The 18,308-nt window shown below is 72.5% G+C and carries 22 protein-coding genes; 9 read left to right on the forward strand and 13 right to left on the reverse strand.

Translation table 11 applies throughout. The features are described from left to right. The first annotated feature begins 72 nt into the window (after positions 1–72). Positions 73–645 carry a DUF1003 domain-containing protein gene (locus AW27_RS11150; RefSeq protein WP_037920003.1) on the forward strand — a complete coding sequence of 191 codons (573 nt, stop codon included), beginning with the start codon at positions 73–75 and terminating at the stop codon, positions 643–645. Positions 646–687: 42 nt separating this feature from the next. Further along, on the forward strand, positions 688–1,848 hold the full coding sequence (locus tag AW27_RS11155; protein WP_052030305.1) for an Mrp/NBP35 family ATP-binding protein: 1,161 nt from the start codon (positions 688–690) through the stop codon (positions 1,846–1,848). A gap of 120 nt (positions 1,849–1,968) precedes the next feature. On the opposite strand, the gene AW27_RS11160 is transcribed toward AW27_RS11155, so the two are convergent. The 5 genes from AW27_RS11160 to sigE form a co-directional block, all read right to left on the reverse strand. Continuing rightward, entirely contained in the window at positions 1,969–2,721 is a 753-nt protein-coding gene (locus AW27_RS11160; protein ID WP_037919999.1) for a hypothetical protein, read from the reverse strand. 137 nt (positions 2,722–2,858) lie between these two features. Then, on the reverse strand, positions 2,859–3,323 hold the full coding sequence (locus tag AW27_RS11165; RefSeq protein ID WP_037919532.1) for a sec-independent translocase: 465 nt from the start codon (positions 3,321–3,323) through the stop codon (positions 2,859–2,861). 118 nt (positions 3,324–3,441) lie between these two features. Beyond that, positions 3,442–4,785: a S1C family serine protease gene (locus tag AW27_RS11170; protein ID WP_037919531.1), complete on the reverse strand. Its 1,344-nt coding sequence runs from the start codon at positions 4,783–4,785 to the stop codon at positions 3,442–3,444. Between the two features lie 54 nt (positions 4,786–4,839). Continuing rightward, complete coding sequence (locus AW27_RS11175; RefSeq protein ID WP_037919530.1) at positions 4,840–5,508, reverse strand: zf-HC2 domain-containing protein; 669 nt, start codon at positions 5,506–5,508, stop codon at positions 4,840–4,842. Then, positions 5,505–6,284: an RNA polymerase sigma factor SigE gene (gene sigE / locus AW27_RS11180; RefSeq protein ID WP_078556158.1), complete on the reverse strand. Its 780-nt coding sequence runs from the start codon at positions 6,282–6,284 to the stop codon at positions 5,505–5,507. The genes AW27_RS11175 and sigE overlap by 4 nt, the downstream gene beginning before the upstream one ends. A 177-nt stretch (positions 6,285–6,461) precedes the next feature. Between sigE and AW27_RS11185 the strand changes: the two genes are divergently transcribed. Continuing rightward, complete coding sequence (locus tag AW27_RS11185) at positions 6,462–7,124, forward strand: O-methyltransferase (RefSeq protein ID WP_037919526.1); 663 nt, start codon at positions 6,462–6,464, stop codon at positions 7,122–7,124. Positions 7,125–7,147: 23 nt separating this feature from the next. On the opposite strand, the gene AW27_RS11190 is transcribed toward AW27_RS11185, so the two are convergent. Both AW27_RS11190 and AW27_RS11195 read right to left on the reverse strand, forming a co-directional pair. After that, positions 7,148–7,765 (reverse strand): hypothetical protein, encoded by a 618-nt coding sequence (locus AW27_RS11190; RefSeq protein WP_037919525.1) that lies wholly within the window; start codon positions 7,763–7,765, stop codon positions 7,148–7,150. Between the two features lie 126 nt (positions 7,766–7,891). Further along, entirely contained in the window at positions 7,892–8,059 is a 168-nt protein-coding gene (locus AW27_RS11195) for a DUF3117 domain-containing protein (protein ID WP_003966491.1), read from the reverse strand. A 333-nt stretch (positions 8,060–8,392) separates the two neighbouring features. Between AW27_RS11195 and chcB the strand changes: the two genes are divergently transcribed. Beyond that, the gene (gene chcB, locus AW27_RS11200) at positions 8,393–9,196 is read left to right on the forward strand and encodes a 2-cyclohexenylcarbonyl CoA isomerase (RefSeq protein ID WP_037919523.1); all 804 of its coding nucleotides are present in this window, start codon (positions 8,393–8,395) and stop codon (positions 9,194–9,196) included. 23 nt (positions 9,197–9,219) lie between these two features. Here chcB and AW27_RS11205 read toward each other — a convergent pair whose 3' ends face one another. Then, positions 9,220–9,807 (reverse strand): DNA-3-methyladenine glycosylase I, encoded by a 588-nt coding sequence (locus AW27_RS11205; protein WP_037919522.1) that lies wholly within the window; start codon positions 9,805–9,807, stop codon positions 9,220–9,222. Beyond that, positions 9,804–10,136: a DivIVA domain-containing protein gene (locus AW27_RS11210; protein WP_037919520.1), complete on the reverse strand. Its 333-nt coding sequence runs from the start codon at positions 10,134–10,136 to the stop codon at positions 9,804–9,806. The genes AW27_RS11205 and AW27_RS11210 overlap by 4 nt, the downstream gene beginning before the upstream one ends. A gap of 76 nt (positions 10,137–10,212) precedes the next feature. On the opposite strand from AW27_RS11210, the gene folP reads away from it, so the two are divergent. Then, complete coding sequence (gene folP, locus AW27_RS11215; protein ID WP_037919519.1) at positions 10,213–11,073, forward strand: dihydropteroate synthase; 861 nt, start codon at positions 10,213–10,215, stop codon at positions 11,071–11,073. Between the two features lie 80 nt (positions 11,074–11,153). Here folP and AW27_RS11220 read toward each other — a convergent pair whose 3' ends face one another. Together AW27_RS11220 and dapE are read right to left on the reverse strand one after the other, a co-directional pair. Then, a complete protein-coding gene (locus AW27_RS11220) occupies positions 11,154–11,912 on the reverse strand; it encodes an LOG family protein (protein ID WP_037919517.1) in 759 nt (252 codons plus the stop codon). Between the two features lie 64 nt (positions 11,913–11,976). Then, positions 11,977–13,056 carry a succinyl-diaminopimelate desuccinylase gene (gene dapE, locus AW27_RS11225; RefSeq protein ID WP_037919516.1) on the reverse strand — a complete coding sequence of 360 codons (1,080 nt, stop codon included), beginning with the start codon at positions 13,054–13,056 and terminating at the stop codon, positions 11,977–11,979. A gap of 87 nt (positions 13,057–13,143) precedes the next feature. Here dapE and AW27_RS11230 point away from each other — a divergent pair, with 87 nt between their 5' ends. Next, a complete protein-coding gene (locus AW27_RS11230) occupies positions 13,144–14,127 on the forward strand; it encodes a hypothetical protein (protein WP_370466472.1) in 984 nt (327 codons plus the stop codon). 285 nt (positions 14,128–14,412) lie between these two features. Next, positions 14,413–14,733 carry a hypothetical protein gene (locus AW27_RS34395; RefSeq protein ID WP_037919514.1) on the forward strand — a complete coding sequence of 107 codons (321 nt, stop codon included), beginning with the start codon at positions 14,413–14,415 and terminating at the stop codon, positions 14,731–14,733. Positions 14,734–14,800: 67 nt separating this feature from the next. On the opposite strand, the gene dapC is transcribed toward AW27_RS34395, so the two are convergent. Both dapC and fdxA read right to left on the reverse strand, forming a co-directional pair. Beyond that, complete coding sequence (dapC, locus tag AW27_RS11240; protein ID WP_037919513.1) at positions 14,801–15,919, reverse strand: succinyldiaminopimelate transaminase; 1,119 nt, start codon at positions 15,917–15,919, stop codon at positions 14,801–14,803. A gap of 109 nt (positions 15,920–16,028) precedes the next feature. After that, positions 16,029–16,358 carry a ferredoxin gene (fdxA, locus tag AW27_RS11245; protein WP_030027294.1) on the reverse strand — a complete coding sequence of 110 codons (330 nt, stop codon included), beginning with the start codon at positions 16,356–16,358 and terminating at the stop codon, positions 16,029–16,031. Positions 16,359–16,475: 117 nt separating this feature from the next. On the opposite strand from fdxA, the gene AW27_RS11250 reads away from it, so the two are divergent. Together AW27_RS11250 and AW27_RS11255 are read left to right on the forward strand one after the other, a co-directional pair. Beyond that, entirely contained in the window at positions 16,476–17,462 is a 987-nt protein-coding gene (locus tag AW27_RS11250) for a GNAT family N-acetyltransferase (protein ID WP_037919512.1), read from the forward strand. A 65-nt stretch (positions 17,463–17,527) separates the two neighbouring features. Continuing rightward, a complete protein-coding gene (locus tag AW27_RS11255) occupies positions 17,528–18,253 on the forward strand; it encodes a transglutaminase family protein (RefSeq protein ID WP_078556213.1) in 726 nt (241 codons plus the stop codon). Positions 18,254–18,308 lie beyond the last annotated feature (55 nt).

Genomic DNA, 18,308 nt, shown 5'->3' on the forward strand with positions numbered 1-18,308 from the left:
GAGCGGCGCCGGGAGCAGATCCGGGAGCGGCGCGAACAGGCGCGGCCGCATGCGGCACGTGAGCACGGTCCGTTGGCGGACACGGCGGACCGTTCCGCCGCGTCCGCGGCGAAGTCCGCGCCCGCCGGGGCGAGCGCGCTGACGCGTCCTCGGGTCCGCCTGGACCTGCCGCGCGCGCCGCGCCGGTCGCTGCTGCCCGAATACGACCCGGAGGCCTTCGGGCGGCTCTCCGAGCGGGTGGCGCGCTTCCTGGGCACGGGCCGGTTCATCGTCTGGATGACCCTGGTCATCATCGTCTGGGTGCTGTGGAACGTCTTCGCGCCGGACGAGCTGCGCTTCGACAAGTACCCCTTCATCTTCCTGACGCTGATGCTGTCGCTGCAGGCCTCCTACGCCGCTCCGCTGATCCTGCTCGCGCAGAACCGGCAGGACGACCGCGACCGGGTCACCCACGAGCAGGACCGCAAGCAGAACGAGCGGTCCATCGCCGACACGGAGTACCTGACCCGGGAGATCGCGGCCCTGCGCATGGGCCTCGGCGAGGTCGCCACCCGTGACTGGATCAGGTCGGAGTTCCAGGACCTGATCAAGGAGATGGACGAGCGGCGCCTATTCCCGGCGGAACGTGATGAAGGCGACCGCTGAACGGCTTTCCTGAGGCGTGCTACCGAGCCGTACCATCAGGGCATGGCTACCGACACAAGCTCCGCCGCCGTGCCTGAGCAGGACGCGATCCTGGACGCTCTGGCGACGGTGAACGACCCCGAGATCCACCGGCCGATCACCGAGCTCGGCATGGTCAAATCGGTGGAGATCGGTGACGGCGGCGCCGTCGCCGTCACGGTCTACCTGACCGTGTCGGGCTGTCCCATGCGCGAGACGATCACCAGGAACGTGACCGAGGCGGTCGAGAAGGTCGCCGGTGTCACCTCCGTGTCGGTGTCGCTGGACGTGATGAGCGACGAGCAGCGCAAGGAGTTGGCGGCCACGCTGCGCGGCGGTACCGCCGAGCGCGAGGTGCCCTTCGCCAAGCCGGGCTCGCTGACCCGCGTGTACGCGGTCGCCTCCGGCAAGGGCGGTGTCGGCAAGTCCTCGGTCACGGTCAACCTGGCCGCGGCGATGGCTGCGGACGGCCTGAAGGTCGGCGTGGTCGACGCGGACATCTACGGCCACAGCGTGCCGCGCATGCTGGGCGTGGACGGCCGCCCCACCCAGGTCGAGAACATGATCATGCCTCCGTCGGCGAACGGTGTGAAGGTCATCTCCATCGGCATGTTCACGCCGGGCAACGCGCCGGTCGTGTGGCGCGGGCCGATGCTGCACCGGGCCCTCCAGCAGTTCCTGGCCGACGTCTTCTGGGGCGACCTGGACGTGCTGCTGCTGGACCTGCCGCCGGGTACGGGCGACATCGCCATCTCCGTGGCACAGCTCGTGCCGAACGCGGAGATCCTGGTCGTCACCACCCCGCAGCAGGCCGCGGCCGAGGTGGCCGAGCGGGCCGGCTCGATCGCCGTGCAGACCCACCAGAAGATCGTCGGCGTGGTGGAGAACATGTCGGGCCTGCCGTGCCCGCACTGCGACGAGATGGTGGACGTCTTCGGCTCGGGCGGTGGGCAGAAGGTCGCCGACGGGCTGACGAAGACGGTCGGCGCGACGGTGCCGGTGCTGGGCCAGATCCCGATCGACGTCCGGCTGCGCGAGGGCGGCGACGAGGGCAAGCCCGTCGTCCTGTCCGACCCGGACTCGCCGGCCGGCGCGGCCCTGCGGTCGATCGCGGGCAAGCTGGGCGGCCGGGCCCGGGGCCTGTCGGGCATGTCCCTGGGCATCACCCCGCGCAACAAGTTCTAGGCCCTCCGGGGTACGCGAGAGGGGGGCACCGCCGGTCGGGACGCTGTTGGTTAACCAACAGCGTCCCGGTCGGCGGTGCCCCCTCTCGCGTACCGGTGCCGGTGTCGGGCCGCTTGCCGGCTACTCGTACGTGCCGAGGTCCGAGATGGCCGCGAAGCCGAGGCCGTAGGCGCTCATGCCGCGGCCGTAGGCGCCCAGGTGGACACCGCTGCCGGTGGAGCCGGCCAGCACCCAGCCGAACTCGGACTCGCGGTAGTGGAAGGTCGTCGGCTCCCCGTCCACGGGCAGCGACAGCGTGGACCAGTCCTCGCCGTCGAGGTCGTCGGCGAGCTCCCAGGCGGCCTCGGTCTGCTGGTCGAGCCAGTCGTTGCGCAGGGCGTGGTCCATCTGCCCGGGCCAGCTGTAGGCCAGCAGCCCCGAGCCGGCCAGCCAGGCGGCCGAGGAGACCGAGGTGGCCTCCAGGACGCCGGTGCCGTCGCCACTTCGGCGCAGCGGGCTGCTCGCCACGGTGATGACCACCGCGAAGCGCTCCTTCTCGCCGGTCGCGATCTCGCCCCGGGCGGAGGGCTCGTCGCCGTGGCCGGTGGAGCCGTGCTCCACCGTTCCGTCGGCCGCGGTGCCGACCTGCATCAGCCAGCGGCGGCCGGTGAAGGCTCCGTCCAGCCCGTACCAGGGGAAGTCGGCTGCCAGGAAGCCCTCGGCCGTCCGGCGGGCCGCCGGTACGGGTGCGGCGGCCTGCGGCTGCTGCTCCCCGGCCGGGGCGCCGGTATGCGGACTCCCGTGCGGGCTGGTATGGGGTTCCTGCACGGCGTCCGCGGCGGCGGGTGCCTCGGCGGTGTGCGCCCCTGCCATGCTGCTGCTCGTCGTCTCCATCTGGGCGGCCTCTCGTTCCATGGGGTCCGGAACGGCCCTCCCCCTCGCTGCGCTGGGGGGACCCCCTCCCTCGGGCGTCCCGCGATCCGGACAGATGGAGGATAGCCATCGGACCCCGGATCGCCGGGCAGGCTGCGTCAGGTGGCGTCGGCGTCGAAGCGCACGCGCTGTTCGGCGGCCGGGGCCGCGGGCTTCTTCAGCAGGTCCGGACCGGCGGCGGACGGGGTGGCCGCGGCGGCCTCAGCGTCCTGGGCGGGCGGGGAGGCCGGGGCGGGGTCGGGCTCCGGGTTCTTGACGGCGTCCGAGACCTCGTTCAGCTCCTTGCGGAGATCGAAGCTGCTGCGGATCTCCTTGAGGTCCTCGTTCTCCGAGAGCTGCTTGCGGATGAAGGTCTTCGGATTCAGGTCCTCGAACTCGAAGTCCTTGAAGTCCGGTCCGAGTTCGGAACGGATGTCGTTCTTGGCGCTGTCGGAGAACGCACGGACCTTGCGGATGAAGCTCGTGACGTCCTGGATCACCTTGGGCAGCTTCTCCGGGCCGAAGACGAGAACGGCCAGAACCACGATCGTGACGAGTTCGAGTGCGCCTATGTCGTTGAACACCTTGCCGCTCCTCGGCTCTCTGTCACTTCGGGCCCGAACACACGGTACCCGGCCTTGCCCGCGGGCCCGTACACGCGGTCCGGACCCGTGAGGGTTTCACCACCCGGCCACCCCATGATCATGAGCCGTTCGCCGACCCGAGGACGACGCCCAGCGTGCGTTCCCGGCCGTCCCGCAGCACGGTGAGCGTGAGCGGGTCGCCAGGGCGGTGGGCCCGGATCTTGATGATCAGCTCGTCGCCGCCACGGACCCGCTGTCCGTCCACCTTGGTGATCACGTCACCGGGCCTGATGCCGGCGCGGGCACCCGGCCCGCCGGGGGTCACGGACGGCTTGCCGTCCTCGCCCTCGGCTCCCACCCGGGCTCCGTCGCCGGTGTAGTCCATGTCGAGGGTCACCCCGATGACCGGGTGCGTGGCGTGACCGGTGGCGATGAGCTCCTCGGCGACGCGCTTGCCCTGGTTGATGGGAATGGCGAAGCCCAGGCCGATGGAACCGCCCTGCCGGTCCGGGTCGTTCTTGTCGGCGCCACGGATCGCGCTGTTGATGCCGACGACGTGCGCCCTGGCGTCCAGCAGGGGGCCGCCGGAGTTCCCGGGGTTGATGGGGGCGTCGGTCTGGAGCGCGTCGACGTAGCTGATGTCGCTGCCGTCCCCCTTGTCGCCACCCGCGGTCACGGGCCTGCCCGTGGCGCTGATGATGCCCGCGGTGACCGTGTTGGAGAGGTCGAAGGGCGCGCCGATGGCGACGACCGGGTCGCCGACCCGCACGTTCTCGGAGTTGCCCAGGCTGAGCGGCCGCAGTCCGCGCACCCCGCTGACCTTGACCACGGCCAGGTCGTAGCCGGAGTCGCGACCGACCAGCTCGGCGGTGACGCTCTCGCCGGTACTGAAGGTGACCGCTATCTCCCTGGCGTCGGCGACCACGTGGTTGTTGGTCAGGATGTGCCCCTGCGGGTCGAGCACGAAGCCGGTGCCCGTGCCGCTGCTCTTGGCGCCCCTCACGTGCAGCGTGACCACGCCGGGCAGCGCGGCGGCCGCGATCCCGGCCACGCTGTCGGGCGCCCGGCCCGTGTCCGCGACGGCCGCCTGAGGCAGTTCCAGCCGGGTGCTGCTCCGCCGCTCGGCGAGCACGCCGACGTAGCCCCCGATACCGCCGGCGAGCAGCGCCGCGGCGGCGGCGAGGGCGGCCGCCTGCCACAGGCGCAGGCCTCGCCGGTCATGGCCCCGGTCCACGACCTGGAGGGGCTGCGCACCCCAGGGGTCGTAGCGGGCCTCGACGGCCGGCGGCTCTTCGGCGGGGGCCGCCGGCCCGGCCGCGCCGTCCGCCGCAACACCGCCGTCCCCCTTGGCGTCGCCCGTCTCGGGGCGCGGGGCCGGAAGCCCGTCACGACGGCTGTCCGCCGTGCCCTCGGGCCGGCTCCACCACTGTGGAGCCGGGTCGGTCTGCTGCCTGTCGGCCATCGGCGCTCCCCGCGTACCTGTGCGCATGTCCGGCCGATTCAACCAGGTCCCGGGTCAGCGCAGCAGGGACACCGGCCGGGCCGAAGCCGGTGGGGAGGGCGGGGGCGGCGGCAGAGGGCTCCCGACGGCCGTCAGGAGGCTCGGTACGGCCGCGGGGGTGGGCAGCCGGTCGCGGACCGCCGCATCGGTCACGGGCAGGGCGGGGCCGGGCCGGGAGGCGGGCGCCGGAGCATCACCCCGGACGTTCGGTTCCGTGACCTCCTGCGGCAGCGTGCCGCCCAGCGCGAGCGCGGCCAGCGACACCGCGCCGGCGGCGACGAAGGCGAACCTGCGACGCGGGCGGCCCACCTCGTGGACGGGGAAGCCCTCCTGCCGCGGCCGGGCGCCCGCGGCTGCGGGCAGTCCGTAGGCGAAGGCCTCGAAGGGGTCGGGCCGGTCGGCTCCCGGTCCCGGCGGGGCCACGGGGCCGGCCGGGGCGTCGAGACCGCCTCCCGGCAGCCCCTGCAGGCGCGCGAGCAGGCCCGCCGACAGCGGCGGCGGGGCGCTTTCCACGAACATGGTCTTCAGACGGCGCTGGGCGTCGGCCTCGGCCTTGCACCGGGCGCAGGTCGCCAGGTGGGCCAGGACCCGCTCACGGGCGTCGTGCTTGAGCTCCCCGTCCACCAGGGCGGCGAGCCGGTCGCCCAGGTGCTGTTCGGCGGGGGAGGGACTGGCTCCGGTCACTCGGCTCCGCCCTCTCTCCCGGCGCCCGGCGCGCCCGTCGCGACTCCGGCCAGTGCCCGCTGTTCGGCCCGGGCCGACGGAGACCGGTGCTTGAGCGCCTTGCGCAGGTGCGAGCGGCCCCGGTGGATGCGGCTGCGCACGGTGCCGAGCTTCACGCCGAGCGTCGCGGCGATCTCCTCGTAGGACAGGCCCTCGATGTCGCACAGCACCACGGCCGCGCGGAACTCGGGGGCGAGGGTGTCCAGCGCCTGTTGGACGTCCGCGTCGAAGTGGGTGTCGTGGAGGACCTGCTGGGGGGACGGCTCACGGCTCGGCAGCCGCTCGGCGGCGTCGTCGGCGAGCGCGTCGAAGCGGATCCGCTGCTTGCGGCGGACCATGTCCAGGAACAGGTTGGTGGTGATGCGGTGCAGCCAGCCCTCGAACGTGCCGGGGGTGTAGGTGGACAACGAGCGGAAGACGCGGACGAAGACTTCCTGGGTGAGGTCCTCGGCGTCGTGCTGGTTGCCCGTCAGACGGTAGGCGAGGCGGTAGACCCGCGCGCTGTGCGTGCTGACGATCTCCTCCCACGAGGGAGGGGTCCACGCCTGCGATCCCGCATCTGCGGCAAAGGTCGCGGTGGTTGCGGTGTCTGTGGTGTGGAAGCGGTCAGCAGTGTAGGTCACGGATTTCGGCTCACCCGCCGACCAGAAGAGGCGTCTGAACACGCCTCCACGATCCACAGGCGCAGCCGCACCTCCCCTGTCGGCTCTGGTGGTGTCCAGTGGAGTCCCTACCATAGCCACCCCCTCTGTCAGCTCCGGATAAGGGTTTTTGCAGTATCTTTACGCAAGCCTTAGGCCGCGGGGCGGTACCCGCCGCCGATCTGCCCGGCGCCGTCCTTCTCGTCCCGCCTCCACCCCTCACAACGCCCGGTCCCATCTGCGGGTTCCCGACGTCAACGGATACAGTCACCGTTGCGCCAACTATGGGGACAGGAGAGGGTCATTACCGGCAACCGGCAGACGAGCTGGGCGTTCGCCGACGCGTTTGTCGCCGAGGACGACGCTCTGCGATGGGCCCGCGACCGGTCCAGGGAAGCGGGCCTGCGCTCCGTCTCCCCCGGGACCGGCGCCGCGCTGCGCCTGCTGGCCGCCACCGCGGACGCCAAGGCGGTCGCCGAGATCGGCACGGGCACCGGCGTCTCCGGCATCCACCTGCTGCACGGCATGCGGCCCGACGGGGTGCTGACCACGGTGGATCCCGAAGCCGACCGGCAGGCGTTCGCCCGCCAGGCCTTCCGCGCCGCCGGTTTCGCGGGCAACCGCGCCCGCTTCATCCCCGGCCGCGCCCTCGACGTCCTGCCCCGCCTCGCCGACGGCGGCTACGACCTCGTCTTCTGCGACGGGGACCCGGCCGAGTCCCTCGACTACCTCGCTGAATCGTTGCGCCTGCTGCGCCCCGGGGGGCTGGTGTGCTTCGAGGGGGTTTTCTCCGACGGCCGTACCGTCGACTCCGCGGCCCAGCCGGTGGAGGTGCTCCGCGTCCGTGAGCTGCTGCGCAGCGTCCGGGAGAGCCCAGCGCTGGAGGCTGCGCTGCTCCCGGTGGGCGACGGCCTGCTGTGCGCCGTGCGCCGCTGACCGCCGTACGCGACCGGGCCGGGTCAGCCCAGGAGTGCGAAGGTGAGGGCCGCCGTACCGCCCAGGGCGGTGCCGGCGAGCAGCTGGGCCGGGGTGTGGGCCCGCAGCTCCAGGCGGGACCAGCCGACGGCGGCTGCGACCGCGACCGCGGGGAGGACGGCCGGGCCGAAGACGAGCAGCAGGATCATCACGGTGCCGCCGGCCACCGACATGTGGAGGGATATCTGCCAGCCCACCGTGACCAGCAGGGACGAGACCAGCCCCACGAGCATCGCGACGACGAGCGCGAAGACCGCGGCCGGGGCGCCGAGTACGCGCAGCAGGGTGACGCCGGCGAGGACGGAGACCAGGCTCAGCGCCATCGGCACCACCCGCTGGCGCCTCACCCGGATGTGCTGGTCGGTCAGCGACCCGCGCCTGACCCCGACGGCGATGATGCCGATCGGGACGACCCCGCAGAAGAGGGCGGCGAGCAGCCCCCAGCCGAGCCCCGTCCACGACCCCGTGCTGTGCCACCCGACGAGCAGCAGGAGGGCGACGACCAGGTTCGCCGGGGCCAGCACGTCGGACAGGAGGCGGGCGGCCTTCTGGCGCGGAGTGCAGTCGGCGAAGGCCGGGGGCGCGGGCGGGGAGAAGGGCACGTGCGGCTCCGCTGGGTCGCCGGGGACAGGGGTCCTCGGACACGGCACAACACTGCCCCGGTCGCGGATCGCGGCCGGGGCAGCGCAGAGAATGCGAAAGCAGAAGGTGGAAGTGCTGTCAGCGGGTCAGCCGACGACCTTCTTCAGGGCGTCACCCAGGGCGTCCGCCTCGTCGGGGGTCAGCTCGACGACAAGCCGACCGCCGCCCTCGAGCGGTACGCGCATGACGATGCCCCGCCCCTCCTTGGTGACCTCGAGCGGGCCGTCGCCCGTCCGCGGCTTCATGGCCGCCATGCTCGTTCCCCTTCCTGAAACCAGCTCATCGTCAGCCGACGGCCCCATTCAGGCGCCTAGTACCCGGCATCGAACACATTGCTTCCCGGCCATTATCCCGCATGTCAGGACCCGATGACCAACATCACCCGGGAACGCTTGGGCAACGCGCTCGGCCAAAACCACTCATTTCGGGGATCCGCCTGCGATACTTCGCCGCCGCACCTGGGGAACGGCCGCGGCTTTCTTTGACACACATCACATGTGCGCTCCCCCTCCGGTCCGCCATGCTGACCCTTGGACCGGCCGGTACCGACCGGTAGCCAAGCCCGCGACGAAGGGGGACCCCCTGCCATGGCCGACAGTGTGCTCTACGAAGTGACCGACGGACTCGCGACCATCACGATCAACCGTCCCGACGCGATGAACGCGATGAACACCGAGGCCAAGGTCGCCCTGCGCGACGCTGCTCTGGCGGCGGCCGCGGACACCGCGGTCCGGGCGGTCCTGCTGACCGCCGCCGGGAACCGGGCCTTCTGCGTGGGCCAGGACCTCAAGGAGCACATCGGCAACCTCGCCGCGGACCGCGAGAGCGGCTCCTCGCTGACCATGAACACGGTCAAGGAGCACTACAACCCGATCGTGCGGGCGCTCACCGAGATGCCGAAGCCGGTGGTGGCGGGCGTCAACGGGGTCGCGGCCGGCGCCGGATTCGGATTCGCGCTGGCGGCCGACTTCCGGGTGGTGGCCGACACCGCCTCCTTCAACACCTCGTTCGCCGGTGTGGCCCTGACCGCCGACTCCGGGGTCTCGTGGACCCTGCCCCGTCTGATCGGCGCCTCGCGCGCCTCGGACCTGCTGCTCTTCCCCCGTTCGGTCAAGGCGCAGGAGGCGTACGAGCTCGGCATCGTCAACCGCCTGGTGCCCTCGGACTCCCTGCACGCCGAGGCCGAGGCCGTCGCCCGCGCACTGGCCTCGGGCCCGACGGTCGCCTACGCCGCGCTGAAGGAGTCCCTCGCGTACGGGGCCTCCCACCCGCTGGCGGAGTCCCTGGTCCACGAGGACGTCCTGCAGACCCGCGCCGGAGCCTCCGAGGACCACTCCATCGCCGTCCAGGCCTTCCTGTCGAAGCAGCCTCCGAAGTACCTGGGGCGCTGAGCCGCGGGCCCCGCGCGGCCCGGTCAGGCCGGGTCGCGCAGGGCGCAGGCGGCAAGGTGGTCGTTGACCAGTCCGCACGCCTGCATCAGGGCGTAGGCGGTGGTCGGGCCCACGAAGCGGATGCCGGCCTTCTTGAGGGCCTTGGCGAGGGCGGTCGACTCCGGGGTGATCGCCGGGACCTCGGTGACCGTGCGCGGGGCCGGGCCCGGCTCGCCCGGGGCGTGGGACCAGATCAGTGCGTCCAGCTCGCCGGGCTCCCAGCCGGCGAGGAGCTTGGCGTTGGCCAGGGTCGCCTCGATCTTGGCCCGGTTGCGGATGATCCCCTCGTCGGCCATCAGCCGCTCCGCGTCCGCCGCCCCGAACTCCGCGACCGCCGCGATGGAGAAGTCGCCGAAGGCCTTCCGGAAGCCCTCGCGGCGGCGCAGGATCGTCAGCCAGGACAGCCCCGACTGGAAGGCCTCCAGGCACAGCCGCTCGTAGAGGGCGTCGTCGCCGTGGACCGGGCGGCCCCATTCCGAGTCGTGGTACGCGACGTACTCGCCGGTGGAACCCGTGGACAGCGCCCACGGACAGCGCAGCAGCCCGTCCGCGCCCGCCACCGGCCCGCTCACCGCTCACCCGCCTTGTTCAGGTCGACCCGGCTGCCCACGTCCGCGGCGGCCGTCAGCTGGGCGATCCGCGCGTCCCGCTCGGCGAGCTCCGCGGCCAGCCTCTCCAGTACGTCGTCCACCTCGGCCATCCGGTAGCCGCGCGGCGCCACCGGCAGCCGCAGCGCGTCGATGTCCCCCCGCACCACCGGGCGACTCTCGGGCAGCCCGTCCGCCACCCGGTCCGGCTCCGCTTCCGGCAGGACGGCCTCCGAGCCGCCGCCGATCACGGCGAGGGTGACCGCTGCCACGACCACGACCAGCGCGATCATCAAGAAGAAGAACACGATCAACTCCCCTGAGAGACTCCGGCCACCAGGTTAAGGTCGCTGGCGAGGCGCGAGGGCCGCCGAAGGAGGAAAGACCAGCATGCTGCGACTGGGCAGGCGCGAGTTCGACACCCACGAGCCGGTGATCATGGCCATCGTGAACCGGACTCCGGACTCCTTCTACGACCAGGGCGCCACCTTCCGCGACGAGCCCGCCCTGGACCGGGTCGAGCAGGCCGTGGCCGAGGGCGCCGCGATCATCGACATCGGCGGGGTCAAGGCAGGACCGGGCGAGCACGTGGACGCGGCCGAGGAGGCGCGGCGCACGGTCGGTTTCGTGGCCGAGGTCCGGCGCCGCCACCCGGACGTGGTGATCAGTGTGGACACCTGGCGGCACGAGGTCGGCGAGGCCGTGTGCGAGGCCGGGGCGGACGTGCTGAACGACGCCTGGGGCGGGGTGGACCCCCGGCTGGCCGAGGTCGCGGCGCGCCACGGCGTCGGCCTGGTCTGCACGCACGCCGGCGGGGTCGAGCCGCGGACCCGGCCGCACCGGATCGCGTACGAGGACGTGATGGAGGACATCCTGCGGGTCACGGTCGGCCTCGCCGAACGCGCCGCGGCCCTCGGTGTCCGCCGGGACGCCATCATGATCGACCCGGGTCACGACTTCGGGAAGAACACCCGCCACTCGTTGGAGGCGACCCGGCGGCTGGAGGAGATGACGGCGACGGGCTGGCCGGTCCTGGTCTCCCTGTCGAACAAGGACTTCGTCGGCGAGACCCTCGACAAGCCGGTCAAGGAACGGCTGCTCGGCACCCTGGCCACCACCGCCGTCTCGGCCTGGCTGGGCGCCCAGGTCTACCGCGTCCACGAAGTCGCGGAGACCCGTCAGATCCTGGACATGGTCCGCTCCATCCAGGGCCACCGGCCCCCGGCGGTCGCCCGCCGCGGCCTGGCCTGAGGCCCGGCGCGCGGAGACCGGCGCGCCCGGTCCCGCGGGCCGACCGCGGGGCCGGGCGCGGGACCGGGCGCGAAAGCGGCCTACTTCCCGACTTCCTTCGTCACCAGGGCGATCGCCTCGTCCACGTCGTCGGTGACGTGGAAGAGGTAGAGGTCCTTCTCCGAGGCCTTGCCCTGGGCGATCACCGTGCCCCGCAGCCAGTCGACGAGGCCGCTCCAGTACTCCGTGCCGAACAGCACGATGGGGAAGCGGGTGATCTTCTGGGTCTGGACCAGGGTCAGCGCCTCGAACAGCTCGTCCAGCGTGCCGAGACCGCCGGGCAGCACGACGAAGCCCTGGCTGTACTTCACGAACATCGTCTTGCGGACGAAGAAGTACCGGAAGTTCAGCCCCAGGTCGACGTGCTGGTTGAGCCCCTGCTCGAAGGGGAGCTCGATGCCGAGGCCGACCGAGATCCCGTTCGCCTCGCGGGCGCCCTTGTTGGCCGCCTCCATCGCTCCCGGACCACCGCCGGTGATCACCGCGAACCCGGCGTCGACGAGCGCACCGCCGATCCGCACCCCCGCCTCGTACTCGGGCGAGCCCTCCGGGGTGCGGGCAGAGCCGAACACGCTGATCGCGGGGGGCAGCTCGGCCAGCGTGCCGAAGCCCTCGATGAACTCCGACTGGATGCGCAGGACCCGCCAGGGATCGGTGTGCACCCACTCGGAGGGCCCGGCGGTGTCCAGCAGCCGCTGGTCCGTCGTACTGCCCGCCTGCACCTGGCCGCGCCGCCTCAGCACCGGCCCGAGCTGCTGCTCCTCGGGCCGACGACGAGCGTTGCCTTCGGGGTTGCCCATGATGTGCTCCCTCCTGCTGATCGTTGGATCAGGGTAGGCGCACAAAGGTGACGGGAAGCGGAATTCAGGAGGTCAGCCAGGCGCGGAGTCGTTCCTCGCAGTGCAGGATCGCCTTCGTCTCCACCCGCTCGTCCACCTTGTGGGCCAGCAGGGCGTCGCCCGGGCCGTAGTTCACCGCGGGAACGCCCAGAGCGCTGAAGCGGGATACGTCCGTCCAGCCGAACTTCGGCATCGCCCGGCCTCCGACCGCCTCCATGAACGCGGCCGCGGCCGGGTGGGAGAGGCCGGGGAGGGCCCCGCCGGAGAAGTCGTCGATCACGAACTCTTCGACGCCGCAGTCCGCGAAGACCTCCCGGACGTGGGCGATCGCGTCGTCCATGCTGCGGTCCGGGGCGAAGCGGAAGTTGACCGTCACGGTGCAGGCGTCGGGGATGACGTTGTTGGCGACGCCACCCTCGATGCGGACCGCGTTGAGCCCCTCGTGGTACTCCAGGCCGTCGATGACGGGCCTGCGGGCCTCATACGCGGCGAGCCGGGCGAGGATCGGGCCGGCGGCGTGGATGGCGTTGGAGCCCATCCAGCTGCGGGCGGAGTGGGCGCGCTCGCCGGAGGTGCGCAGCAGCACCCGCAGGGTGCCCTGGCAGCCGCCCTCGACCTCGGCGTTCGAGGGCTCCAGCAGGACCGCGAAGTCGCCCGTGAGCCAGTCGGGGTGGGCCTCGGCGACCTTGCCGAGGCCGTTGAGGTCGGCGGCGACCTCCTCCTGGTCGTAGAAGACGAAGGTGAGGTCCCGGTTGGGCTCGGGCACGGTCGCGGCGATGCGCAGCTGCACGGCGACGCCGGACTTCATGTCGGTGGTGCCGCAGCCCCACAGGACGCCGTTCTCGTCGAGGCGCGACGGGACGTTGTCGGCGATCGGCACCGTGTCGAGGTGGCCGGCCAGTACGACGCGCTCGGCCCGGCCGAGGTGCGTACGGGCGACGACGTTGTTGCCGAAGCGGTCCACGGTGAGGTGGGGCAGGCCGCGCAACGCGTGTGCCACGAGGTCGGCGAGTACCTTCTCGTCGCCGCTCACGGACGGGATGTCGACGAGCCGGGCGGTCAGCTCGGCGGCGTCGAGGGTGAGGTCCAGCTCGGATTCGGACATGGAACTGACCCTAACGCCCCGGGGTGTGGCGAAGCGTCCCTCGTCCGGCCGGTGGACGCGCCATATGCCTCAAGTACGGTGGGCCGCGTGTCCGAGTTCCGTGTTCCCCGCTCCCGCCGCCGCAGGCTGCCGCGTGTGGTCGTCGGCCTGCTCGTTCTCCTGTCGGTGATCGGGTACTTCGCCGTGCAGCGCGCCTCGGTCGGCGGTGGCGCGCCCTTCTGCGTCGCCAGTGCGGACGCGTCCGACCGTGACGGCCAGTCCGAAAAGTACGAGATGTCTCCCGAGCAGGCGGCGAACGCGGCGACGATAGCCTCCGTCGGCATCGCCAAGGGGCTGCCCGACCGGGCGGTCACGATCGCTCTGGCGACCGCCATGCAGGAGTCCGCCCTGCGCAATCTCGACCACGGCGACCGGGACTCGCTGGGCCTGTTCCAGCAGCGGCCTTCGATGGGATGGGGTACGCCGGAGCAGATCACCGACCCGGTCTACTCGGCGGGGATCTTCTACGACCACCTCGTCGACGTGCCGGGGTACTCGCGGCTACCGCTGACGGTGGCCGCGCAGAAGGTGCAGCGCAGCGGCTACCCGCAGGCCTACGCCAAGCACGAGCCGGACGCGACCGTGCTGACCGCCGCGTTCGCCGGCGGCGGCAGCCTGGACTGCGGCGGTCCGGCGCCCACGCAGCCCGGTGACCCGGAGAAGGTGCGGGAGGGCCTGGTGCGGATCTTCGGCAAGGACGGGATGCACACCTTCGGCCCGCAGGGCGGCCAGGCCGGCCAGGCCGGCCGCAACGGCGGCGGTGGCCGGGCCGTCCCGGAGCCCGAGATCACGATGGTGGAGAAGCAGGAGGCGGGCGAGGCCGCGACGCGCCGCAGCCGGGCGATGGCCCACTGGGCGGTGGCCAACTCCCGTGAGATGGGCATCGCCAGGGTGTCCTACGACCTGCGCGGCTGGGTCGCGGGCAAGGACCGGGGCCGCTGGCAGGACCAGGGAGAGGCCGACGCCAAGAACGGCGACGGTGCCCCCTACGGTGCGGCCCGCGGCGAGGTGCGGATCTTCATGGCCCGCTGATCGGCACGGCCGCCCGGCCCCGACGGCCGGGTCGAACGGGGTCGGCCGGGGCAGCCGGGAGCACCCGGCCGCGTGTACGGGTGATCACCCCCGCGGGGGTGGTCACCGACCCCCCTGCAGCCCCCGCGACGGGACGGATTCCCTGGTGGGTGCGCATCCAATGCTCTTGTCGCGGAAGCCGATTAAACGATGCGTTGCCGATTCTTTACCCGGCGGCGCCGCAACTCCACCCGCCCCGTGAGCGGTTAGTCAGGCCGTACTCAGCCGCTACCGCTTAGGAGCATCATGTCCCTCCCCCTGACCCGTCGGATCGCCCGTGCCGCGCTGCTCGTCGCAGCCGGGGCAGCGCCCGTGGTCGGTGCGGCCGGCGCGGCCAGCGCCGCCGGTCTGGAGTCCGTGCCGCAGCTGGGCGCACTCACCGCCCCGGACGCCCTCGGCGACGCGGGTGCCGCCACCACGGCCCTGCCGGCCCCCGCCTCCGACCTGGCCGGCCAGGCGGGCGGCCTGCTCGGCGGACTGCCCACCGCACAGGAGCTGCCGGTCTCCGCGCTGCCCGTGGGCGGTGTCCTGCCGGCGGGACTGCCCGGCGGCGCGCTGCAGGGCTGACGCCCGGGGAACACCGAGGGGGCCGGGAGTTTCGCACTCCCGGCCCCCTCGGGCTGTCACGGAACGGTCAGCCGAGGCGCTTGACGGCCGCCTCCACGCGCTCGTCGGTGGCGGTGAACGCCACCCGTACGAAGCGTGCGCCGGCCTCGCCGTAGAAGTCCCCCGGAGCGACCAGGATGCCCAGGTCGGCGAGGTGGGCGACGGTGTCCCAGCAGGGCTCGTCGCGGGTCACCCACAGGTAGAGGCTCGCCTCGCTGTGCTCGACGCGGAAGCCGTGCGCCTCCAGGGCCGTGCGGAGCGCCGCCCTACGGGCCGCGTAGCGCTCGCGCTGCTCCGCCACGTGCAGGTCGTCGCCGAGCGCCGCCACCGTGGCCGCCTGCACCGGGGCGGGGGTCATCATGCCGCCGTGCTTGCGGATCTCCAGCAGCTCGCCGAGCACGTCCGCGTCACCGGCGATGAAGGCCGCCCGGTAGCCCGCCAGGTTGGAGCGCTTGGAGAGCGAGTGGACCGCGACGATCCCCTCGTAGGAGCCGCCGCACACGTCGTCGTGGAGCACGGAGACGGGCTCGGCCTCCCAGCCCAGCTCCAGGTAGCACTCGTCGCTGAAGAGCAGGATGCCGTGCTCGCGCGCCCAGGCCACGATTCGTACGAGCTCGTCCTTGCCGAGGACGCTGCCGGTGGGGTTGGACGGGGAGTTGAGCCACAACAGCTTCACGCCGGCCGGGTCGAGCCCGGCCCCCGCGGGGTCACTCGCAAAGGTCTCGGCGTCGTAGACCACCGCCTCGGCGCCGCACAGCCGGGCGCCGACCTCGTACGTCGGGTAGGCGAGCCGCGGGTAGGCGACCTTGTCACCGGCGCCGAGCCCGAGCTGGGTCGGCAGCCAGGCCACCAGCTCCTTCGAACCCACGACCGGCAGGACGTTGCGATGCCCGGCAGCGCCGGCGCCGAGCCGGCCGCGCAGCCAGCCCGTGATGGCGTCGCGCAGGGCCTCCGTGCCCCACACGGTCGGGTAGCCCGGGGAGTCGGCGGCGTCGATCAGGGCCTGCCTGATCAGCTGCGGGACCGGGTCCACGGGCGTGCCGACGGACAGGTCGACGATGCCGTCCGGGTGGGCCGCCGCCGTCTTCTTGTACGGCTCCAGCTTGTCCCAGGGGAAGGCGGGAAGACGGTCGGATACTGCGGCCACGTGGTCTCTGCTCTCTTCCGGGTACTGGCTGGTAGCGGGTCGGAAAAACACCGCGGTCCCGTGCGGCGGGAAAGGCCGTACGGGACCGGGGCGCTTCTGCCGTGAAGGGTCAGTGCTCGCCGTTGATGCCGGCGGGCAGCCCCGCGACGAAGGGGTGGTCACGCTCGATCAGGCCCAGCTTGGAGGCACCACCGGGCGAACCGAGCTCGTCGAAGAACTCGACGTTCGCCTTGTAGTAGTCCTTCCACTCCTCCGGGGTGTCGTCCTCGTAGAAGATGGCCTCGACCGGGCAGACCGGCTCACACGCACCACAGTCGACGCATTCGTCCGGGTGGATGTACAGGGACCGCTGGCCCTCGTAGATGCAGTCGACGGGGCACTCTTCGATGCATGCCTTGTCCTTGACGTCGACACAAGGCTCCGCGATGACGTAGGTCACGCTCTCGTTCCTCCTCGGTAGGGCTTTCCATATCGCGCGGGAGCGCGGCGTCGTCGATGCCCGCCCCTAGTATCTCCGTTCCCGGGCACGATCCGAACAGGAGGGGCGGACAGAGCTGTGGAAATCACTGCCGGAGGGCTGCTGGAGGTCCGAATCACCCCGGCTGACGTGGGTAAACGTGTCTCTGTACGACGGGTGGAGACCGGACTGAGCGGATCACCCGAGTTCACGGACACGGTCGGCGTTCTCACATCCTGGGATCAGGGTGTGCTGCTGATCACAAAGAAGAACGGACAGTCCGTCCGCATCCCGGAATCCTCGCTGGTGGCGGGCAAGACCGTACCCGCGGCGCCGGCCCGGCGGCGGGGGCCGGCAGCCTCCTTCGAGGAGCTGACGAGGGTCTCGGCGCGGGCCTGGCAGCCGCTGGAGAGCGAGTCGCTGGGCGGGTGGACCCTGCGGGCCGCCGCCGGGTTCACCCGGCGGGCCAACTCCGTGCTGCCGCTCGGCGACCCGGGGACACCGCTGGACGATGCACTCGCGCGAGTGACCTCCTGGTATGCGGCGCGAGGACTTCCGGCCTATGTGCAGGCCGCCACCGGGGCCGCCGGCACGCAGGAGCTGCTCTGCGCCGAGCTGGAGCGCCGGAACTGGGTGCCCGAGGCATCGGCGGAGGTACGGATCGGGGCGCTGGCCCCGGTGGGTGACATGGACGCGCCCGCGAGCGGGGCCGTGGCCCTGACCCGTGTCCCGGACGGGGAGTGGCTCGGGCGCTACGGCAGGGTCTCCGACCCGGACGTGGCCCGGCGGGTGCTGGTGGAGGGGCCGTCGGTCTGGTTCGCCTCGTTGTACGGCGGGCGGGCGATCGGCCGGTGCGTGGTGGACGGCCGGTGGGCCGGCTTCGCGGCGGTGACGGTCGATCCGGGGCACCGGCGGGAAGGACTCGCAACGGCGGTGATGGCCGCCCTGGCCCGGCGCGCGCTGGAAGAGGGCGCCTCGGCGGCGTGGCTGCAGGTCGAGACGGACAATCCGGGGGCGCTGGCCCTCTACGACCGGCTGGGGTTCGCGACGCACCACACCTACCACCACTTCCGGGCGGCCCCGTGAGCACGCAGGCCCGGCGGGAGCAGTTCGCGGCGGAGGCCCGGGCGGAGCGGCCCGATCTGGCGCTGATGTGCCTGCTGCTGGCGGCGGAGGCGGATCCCGAACTGGACGAACGCGTCATGGACTGGGCGCAGATCGAACTGGACCGGCTGGCCGGGATGCTGCCGTACGGCCTGCGCGGCGGGCAGGCGTGGGCGTCTGCGGTGACGGAACTGCTGGGCGGACGCCTCGGTTTCCACGGCACCCCGGCGGACTACGAGCGGCTTGCGTCCTCGCTGCTGCACGAGGTGCTGCGGCGCCGGCGCGGCCTGCCGATCCTGCTGTCGGTGGTGTGGCTGGAGGTCGCCCGGCGGGCGGGCGCGCCGGTGTACGGGCTGGGGCTGCCGGGTCACTTCGTGGTGGGCTTCGGCGACCCGGAGGAGAACGTGGTGGTGGACCCGTTCGCGGCCGGCGCCTCCCTGGGCACTGGTCCGGCGGAGCTGGCGGCGGGTCCCCGTACCCCGGCCAGGACGCTGGACATCGTGCTGCGGATCCTGACCAATATCCGGGCGTGGGCCTCGACCCGCCCGGAGCAGTCGGGCGTGGCCCTGTGGGCGCTGGAGCTGTCGCTGCTGCTGCCGTCGCACCCGGCGTCGCTGCGCTACGAGCGGGCGCGGCTGCTGGTGGAGCGGGGTTCCTTCCGGGAGGGCGCGGCGGAGCTGGAGGCGTACGCAGAGGTGGTGTCGGTGGTGGACACCGGCGCTGCGGCCCGCATCCACGCCGAGGCCGTCTCGGCCCGCGCCCTGCTGAACTGACCCAGGACGGGGGGGTGCGTGCCGGATCCCGGACACCGTGCGGCGGACCCGACGG

This window comes from Streptomyces sp. PCS3-D2 (assembly GCF_000612545.2).
Lineage (GTDB): Bacteria > Actinomycetota > Actinomycetes > Streptomycetales > Streptomycetaceae > Streptomyces.

Excerpts from the sequence above, each read along its gene's own strand:
- AW27_RS11155 (WP_052030305.1), top strand. The coding sequence starts at position 688 with ATGGCTACCGACACAAGCTCCGCCGCCGTGCCTGAGCAGGACGCGATC.
- AW27_RS11160 (WP_037919999.1), bottom strand. The coding sequence starts at position 2,721 with ATGGAGACGACGAGCAGCAGCATGGCAGGGGCGCACACCGCCGAGGCA.
- AW27_RS11170 (WP_037919531.1), bottom strand. The coding sequence starts at position 4,785 with ATGGCCGACAGGCAGCAGACCGACCCGGCTCCACAGTGGTGGAGCCGG.
- sigE (WP_078556158.1), bottom strand. The coding sequence starts at position 6,284 with ATGGTAGGGACTCCACTGGACACCACCAGAGCCGACAGGGGAGGTGCG.
- AW27_RS11195 (WP_003966491.1), bottom strand. The coding sequence starts at position 8,059 with ATGGCGGCCATGAAGCCGCGGACGGGCGACGGCCCGCTCGAGGTCACC.
- chcB (WP_037919523.1), top strand. The coding sequence starts at position 8,393 with ATGGCCGACAGTGTGCTCTACGAAGTGACCGACGGACTCGCGACCATC.
- folP (WP_037919519.1), top strand. The coding sequence starts at position 10,213 with ATGCTGCGACTGGGCAGGCGCGAGTTCGACACCCACGAGCCGGTGATC.
- AW27_RS11220 (WP_037919517.1), bottom strand. The coding sequence starts at position 11,912 with ATGGGCAACCCCGAAGGCAACGCTCGTCGTCGGCCCGAGGAGCAGCAG.
- dapE (WP_037919516.1), bottom strand. The coding sequence starts at position 13,056 with ATGTCCGAATCCGAGCTGGACCTCACCCTCGACGCCGCCGAGCTGACC.
- AW27_RS34395 (WP_037919514.1), top strand. The coding sequence starts at position 14,413 with ATGTCCCTCCCCCTGACCCGTCGGATCGCCCGTGCCGCGCTGCTCGTC.
- AW27_RS11255 (WP_078556213.1), top strand. The coding sequence starts at position 17,528 with ATGTGCCTGCTGCTGGCGGCGGAGGCGGATCCCGAACTGGACGAACGC.